At 58.9% G+C, this 6578-nt stretch carries 7 protein-coding genes; all 7 read left to right on the top strand.

What is annotated here, in order from left to right; translation table 11 throughout:
• Positions 1 to 127: 127 nt before the first annotated feature.
• The 7 genes from H8S59_RS25265 (at position 128) to H8S59_RS25240 (ending at position 6550) form a co-directional block, all read left to right on the top strand.
• The gene (locus H8S59_RS25265) at positions 128 to 1045 is read left to right on the top strand and encodes a LysR family transcriptional regulator (protein WP_095095880.1); all 918 of its coding nucleotides are present in this window, start codon (positions 128 to 130) and stop codon (positions 1043 to 1045) included.
• Positions 1042 to 1239, top strand: coding sequence for a transposase (locus H8S59_RS27440; protein WP_371856742.1), 198 nt, complete (start codon positions 1042 to 1044; stop codon positions 1237 to 1239). Before H8S59_RS25265 ends, H8S59_RS27440 begins: the two co-directional genes overlap by 4 nt.
• A 212-nt stretch (positions 1240 to 1451) precedes the next feature.
• A complete protein-coding gene (locus H8S59_RS25260; RefSeq protein WP_095095884.1) occupies positions 1452 to 1883 on the top strand; it encodes a DoxX family protein in 432 nt (143 codons plus the stop codon).
• Entirely contained in the window at positions 1876 to 2505 is a 630-nt protein-coding gene (locus tag H8S59_RS25255) for an antibiotic biosynthesis monooxygenase (RefSeq protein ID WP_187523202.1), read from the top strand. The genes H8S59_RS25260 and H8S59_RS25255 overlap by 8 nt, the downstream gene beginning before the upstream one ends.
• A gap of 151 nt (positions 2506 to 2656) precedes the next feature.
• Positions 2657 to 4495, top strand: a complete 1839-nt coding sequence (locus tag H8S59_RS25250; RefSeq protein WP_187523203.1) for an amidohydrolase — start codon at positions 2657 to 2659, stop codon at positions 4493 to 4495.
• Between the two features lie 53 nt (positions 4496 to 4548).
• On the top strand, positions 4549 to 5178 hold the full coding sequence (gene ycaC, locus H8S59_RS25245) for an isochorismate family cysteine hydrolase YcaC (RefSeq protein ID WP_187523201.1): 630 nt from the start codon (positions 4549 to 4551) through the stop codon (positions 5176 to 5178).
• 529 nt (positions 5179 to 5707) lie between these two features.
• Positions 5708 to 6550 carry a fumarylacetoacetate hydrolase family protein gene (locus tag H8S59_RS25240; RefSeq protein ID WP_187523200.1) on the top strand — a complete coding sequence of 281 codons (843 nt, stop codon included), beginning with the start codon at positions 5708 to 5710 and terminating at the stop codon, positions 6548 to 6550.
• Positions 6551 to 6578 lie beyond the last annotated feature (28 nt).

The following is a 6578-nucleotide window of genomic DNA, read 5'->3' as shown; positions in this document are numbered from 1 at the left end:
CTGCGTGTACATAACCGTCGTCGATTCAAAAGCACAAACCTGCAAGGCGAAGCGCCGATAACCGTGCTTACTTGAACGAAGGACAAGCCTCTTGGGCTTTTCATCCCTTCAGTTCCGGAACTTCCCCATGAATCGCAATGATCTGCGTCGAGTCGACCTCAATTTACTGGTGATCTTTGAGGCGCTGATGTTCGAGCGCAACCTGACGCGGGTCGCTGAAAAACTGTTCATGGGTCAGCCTGCTGTCAGCGCTGCACTGTCGCGATTGCGCGATCTGTTCGACGATCCGTTGCTGCTGCGCAGTGGGCGCGGTATGGAGCCGACAGCCAGGGCTCTGGACATCCTCAAGGAAATTCAGCCTGCTCTGGACACCATCTCTGGCGCAGTCAGCCGGGCGAAGGATTTCGACCCGGCCACCAGCTGCGATGTGTTCCGTATCGGGCTCTCCGATGACGCCGAGTTTGGCCTGTTGCCGCCGTTGCTGCATCAACTGCGGGAGGAGGCACCAGGCATCATCGTTGTCGTTCGGCGTGCCAACTATTTGCTGATGCCAGCGCTGCTTGCCTCAGGCGAAATCTCGGTAGGCGTCAGCTACACCACCGATCTACCGGCCAACGCCAAGCGCAAGAAGCTGCGGGATATTCACTGCAAGGTGCTGCGCGGCGATTCCCGCCCGGGCGCGTTAACCCTCGATGATTACTGTGCGCGGCCGCATGCCATGGTGTCGTTCTCTGGCGACCTGTCCGGCAATATTGATCTGGATTTGGCCAAAGTCGGGCGGACCCGCAAAGTCGTGCTCGGCGTACCGCAGTTCAACGGCCTGCGCGCGTTGCTGGCGGGTACTGAACTGATCGCGACCGTGCCCGATTACGCGGCCTGTGCGCTGGTGGAAGGTTGCACACTGCGCGCAGATGACCCGCCGTTTCCGATTGTCGCTGCCGAGCTCTCGATGGTCTGGAGCGGGGTGCACGACAACGACCCCGCCGAGCGCTGGTTGCGCTCACGGATCAGTCAGCACATGGCCAAGACGCCTGACGTGACTTGAGGTGTGGAGCCAGCTTTGCAAGATTCTGTGGGCTCTGCCCCAGTGTCCATCACACCGCACTGTCTCGCGCCAAACGGTGGATCTGTAGGAGCTGCCGAAGGCTGCGATCGCGGTGTATCAGGAGAAATGCTTCGCAACCTTCGGCAGCTCCTACAGAAAATGCATTTCAACCCATTAATTTGCATTTTGTGTGATGAAGCCGAGCTTGGTCTGGTCGCACAAGGTGCGGCGTTAGTCCTGGGTTTACGGCTGTCGAAAAAAACCAGCCGTGCTTTTGCGCACGGCTGATCCATGAAAGCACAAGCATTCAATTACCGTCCGCTTCAACGCTGCACTATCGAATCCAGAGTTGGCCAGCACAGGCAGACTTCCTGTCCTGACCATTCCCAAATTTCGTGGGTGCGTGATGAACGATTCGACACTGGAAAACCTGTCCCTTGAAAACCGGGCCCGCGACCTTGGTCTGCTGTTCCTCAGGGTCAGCGCAGCGGCTTTTCTCCTGGTCGTTCATGGTCTGCCAAAACTCGTCGATTTCAACCATCAACTGACGCTCATCGAAGACCCGTTTCATATGGGCGCGCAGTTGACCCTGATCCTCGCGATTTTTGCCGAAGTCCTCTGCCCGCTGCTGATTGTTGCAGGAATCTTCGTGCGTCTTGCATGCCTGCCCATCCTGTTTCTGCTGCTGGTCGCGCTGCTTGCCGTTCACCCGGAGTGGACCCTGGAGCAGGGCCAGTTTGGCTGGTTGCTGTTGATCATTTTTACCACGGTGTTCATTGCCGGGCCGGGACGGCTCGCGCTCAACGCACGTTTCAACGGAGCGGTTCGTCATGTCTGATTCAGATTCCCTGGCCGACGAGTCGGTCGTGGTCAACCAGCCGGCCTTCAATGAAGTCGTGACGCTGGTGATCAAGCACCGCATTCGCGCTGGTATGGAAACGGATTACGAAGCGTGGCTGCGGCGCATCGTGGGGATTGCTGGCGGCTATCCGGGGCATCTGGGCGTGGATGTGATCCGCAGCAAGTCCGGCGGTCTGCATCTGTTCACCTGTGTGCTGCGCTTTCATTCCACTGATGCCATGCAGCGCTGGCTGGATTCGGACCAGCGCAGCGAGTTGGTTGAGGAGGCCAGGCCCATGCTGGCCGACGGCGACCAGACCGAAGTCAACCCGCACAACGAGTTCTGGTTCACGCCAGCCTCCGAGGCATCCCCACCGCAGCCGCCGCGCTGGAAGCAAGCGTGCGTGACGTTTCTGGTCATTTGCCCGCTGACACTGCTGATTCCGCTGATCTGGAGACCGGTGTTCGCGTTGAGTCCGCTGCTCGCCAACTATGTGGTGAGTACCGCCCTGGTCACGGTGACCATCGTCCTGCTGGTGTGTTACGTGATGATGCCTGCCGCAACCCGGCTGTTCGCGCCCTGGCTGAATGCCGCGCAGAAACAGCCTCCCGTGGAGTGACGCCATGAGCAATGACGACAAGGACACCGATCAGGAACGACGCCGCTTTCTGGCCAAAGGCACATTGCTCGGCGCCGCGGCGGCAATCCTTCCGTCTTTCCCCTTCGCTGGCTATGCCGGTGCCTCTCAAAAATCTGTCGAAGGAACTGCTATGAACGTCGAACTGATTCTCTACAACGGCCAATTGCACACTGTCGATCGTGAAAAACCGAAGGCCAGCGCCGTCGCCATCAGCAGCGGGCGCTTCGTGGCGGTGGGCACCGATGCTGAAGTCATGGCGCTGCGCGGCAGTGCGACCCAGGTTATCGACCTGCAAAAACGCACGGTGATCCCAGGCCTCAACGACTCCCACCTGCACTTGATTCGTGGCGGCCTGAATTACAACCTCGAACTGCGCTGGGAAGGCGTGCCGTCGCTGGCTGACGCGTTGCGCATGCTCAAGGATCAGGCCGACCGCACGCCGACGCCGCAGTGGGTGCGGGTCGTCGGTGGCTGGAACGAATTCCAGTTCGCTGAAAAGCGGATGCCGACGTTGGACGAGCTCAATCAGGCAGCACCGGATACTCCGGTATTCGTTCTGCACTTGTACGACCGGGCCTTGCTCAACCGCGCAGCGTTACGTGTCGCCGGGTACACCCGCAATACGCCGAACCCTCCGGGCGGCGAGATTGTCCGGGATTCCAACGGTGATCCGACCGGCATGCTGGTCGCCAAGCCAAACGCGATGATTCTCTACTCAACGCTGGCCAAGGGGCCCAAGCTGCCACTGGAGTATCAGGTCAACTCGACGCGTCAGTTCATGCGAGAGCTGAACCGCCTGGGCGTGACCAGTGCCATTGACGCGGGCGGCGGTTTCCAGAACTACCCGGATGACTACGCAGTAATCGAGCAGTTGGCGCGCGAGAAACACCTCACCGTGCGCATCGCTTATAACCTGTTCACCCAGAAGCCGAAAGAAGAGCTGGCGGACTTCAAGAACTGGACCAGCTCAGTCAAATTACATCAGGGCGATGACTTCCTGCGCCATAACGGCGCCGGTGAAATGCTCGCCTTCTCGGCTGCGGACTTCGAAGATTTTCTCGAACCGCGTCCAGACTTGCCCGCAGGCATGGAGCAGGACCTGGAGCCGGTGGTGCGCCACCTGGTCGAACATCGCTGGCCGTTCCGTTTGCACGCCACCTATGACGAATCCATCTCGCGGATGCTCGATGTGTTCGAGAAGGTCAATCGCGAGATTCCGTTCAACAATCTGCCGTGGTTCTTCGACCATTGCGAAACCATCAGCCCGAAAAACATCGAGCGGGTACGTGCGCTGAATGGTGGTATCGCGATTCAGGACCGGATGGCTTTCCAGGGCGAATACTTCGTCGAGCGCTACGGCGCCAAGGCTGCCGAGTACACGCCGCCGATCAAACGCATGCTGGCCGAAGGCGTACCCGTGGGGGCGGGGACCGATGCGACCCGGGTTTCCAGTTACAACCCATGGACGTCCCTGTACTGGATGGTCAGCGGTCGCACGGTGGGCGGTCTGGAGCTGTATCCGGAAGGTCTGTCCCGCGAAACCGCACTCGAATTGTTCACCCACGGCAGTGCCTGGTTCTCATCCGAGCAGGGCAAGAAGGGCATGATCAAAGTCGGCCAACTGGCTGATCTCGTGGCCCTGTCTGCGGACTACTTCAGCGTCAATGAAGAGTCGATCAAGTGGATCGAGTCGGTGCTGACCGTGGTGGACGGCAAGGTGGTGTACGGCAGTGGAGATTTCGAGAGCCTCGCACCGTCGCAGGTGCCGGTGCTGCCGGACTGGTCGCCAGTGGTCAAGGTGCCCGGTCACTGGCGTCCGGCGTCGCCGCTGGTGGCGCAGGTTCATCAATGCAGCGGCCCTTGTGTCGTGCATTCCCACAGCCATGAGCGCGCACGTATGTCCAGCGTACCGGTCAGCGATTTCCAGGGTTTCTGGGGCGCGTTTGGCTGTTCATGTTTCGCATTCTGATCATCTGCCACCACGGCGATGACGTTACTCTGAAAACCTGAAGGAGTTACCCCATGAGTACTGCTACCCCCTGGAAACGCTTGAACAAAGACGACGCGGTTGTGCTGCTGGTGGATCACCAGACCGGTCTGATTTCGCTGGTGCAGGATTTCCAGCCCAACGAGTTCAAGAACAATGTGTTGGCGCTGGCGGATCTGGCCAAGTTCTTCAAGTTGCCGACGATTCTGACCACCAGCTTCGAAAACGGCCCGAACGGTCCGATGGTGCCCGAGCTGAAAGAACTGTTCCCGGACGCGCCGTACATCCCGCGTCCCGGTCAGATCAATGCCTGGGACAACGAAGACTTCGTCAACGCGGTCAAGGCGACCGGCCGCAAGCAACTGATCATCGCCGGTGTCGTGACCGACGTGTGCGTCGCATTCCCGACGCTGTCTGCTCTGGCTGAAGGGTTTGAAGTGTTCGTGGTGACTGATGCTTCGGGCACCTTCAACAAAACCGTGCAACAGGCTGCCTGGGCTCGCATGACCGCTGCCGGTGCGCAACTGGTCAACTGGTTCTCCGTGGCGTGCGAGCTGCAGGTTGACTGGCGCAACGACATGGAAGGCCTGGCGAATCTGCTGTCGCCACGCATTCCTAACTACCGCAATCTGATGAACAGCTACTCGGCGCTGACTGCGAAGTAAGTTCTGAGGCTCAAAGAGCGGCGCCCTGCCTTGAGTAGGGCGCCGTTTTTGCTTATACCTTCAGATCGCCTTGATTCTGTGGGACCGAATTCATTCGGGAAGGCGGTATTTCAGGTAACACATCGGCTGTGAATGTACCGGCCCCTTCGCGAACAAGTTCGCTCCTACCGGTGACCTGGGCAAGATGCAAAACCCGGTAGGACCGAATTCATTCGGGAAGGCGGTAGTTCAAGGCAGCGCATCGGCTGTGAATGTACCGGCCCCTTCGCGAACAAGTTCGCTCCTACCGGTGACCTGCGCAAGATGCAAAACCCGGTAGGACCGAATTCATTCGGGAGGGCGGTATTTCAAGGCAGCGCATCGGCTGTGAATGTACCGGCCCCTTCGCGAATGAATTCGCTCCTACCGGTGACCTGGGCAAGATGCAAAACCCGGTAGGACCGAATTCATTCGGGAGGGCGGTATTTCAATAGATTGCCGAGGCTATGCCATGATGCCCCCCGCTTATCCACTGACAAGGAATAACCTCATGAAGCTGGTTCGCTACGGTTTGCCCGGTGCTGAAAAGCCGGGCGTTATCGACTCCAACGGTGGCATTCGTGACCTGTCGGGGCATATCGATGATATCGACAGCGCTGCGCTTTCCATCGAGAGCCTGTTACGCCTGAGTGCCATCGATCTCTCGTCGCTGCCGCTGGTTGCGGCTGATGTGCGTATAGGACCACCGATCAGTAAAGGCGGGCGGGTGATTTGCATCGGTCTGAACTACACCGACCATGCCGCGGAAACCAACCTGCCGATTCCAGCCGAGCCGGTGATGTTCCTCAAGGCTTGCCATCCCACGGGGCCCAATGATGATGTTCGCTTGCCGATTGGCTCGGTGAAGGCTGATTGGGAAGTGGAACTGGGCGTTTTGATCGGCACCCAGGGGTTGTACATCGACAAAGCCGATGCCTTGAAGCATGTCGCGGGTTATTGCGTGGTAAACGACTTTTCCGAGCGCAGTTATCAGTTGGAGCGAGGCGGGCAGTGGACCAAAGGCAAGAGCTTCCCGGGTTTTGCGCCGGTTGGCCCATGGCTGGTAACGGCTGACGAAGTGGTTGATCCTGGCAAGCTGGCGCTGTGGCTGGAGGTCAACGGCACACGCCATCAGAATGGCAACACGGCTAATCAGGTGTTTGATGTGGCGACCGTCGTGAGTTACGTATCGCAGTTTATCGAGCTTGAACCCGGCGACCTGATCTGTACCGGCACGCCTGCCGGGGTAGGGCTGGGTCACAAGCCTGAGCCGTTGTTTCTAAAACCGGGGGATGTGGTGACCCTGGGTGTGGAAGGGCTTGGGGAGCAGCGGCAGGTGATCAAGGCGTTTTAACGTTTTGTAGGGTAGTTAATCAACTGCC

Source organism: Pseudomonas folii (genome assembly GCF_014357575.1).
In the GTDB taxonomy this organism is placed as follows: Bacteria; Pseudomonadota; Gammaproteobacteria; order Pseudomonadales; family Pseudomonadaceae; genus Aquipseudomonas; species Aquipseudomonas folii.
Note: the sequence above shows the minus strand (reverse complement) of the source record. Positions and strands in the feature narration are given on the sequence as shown.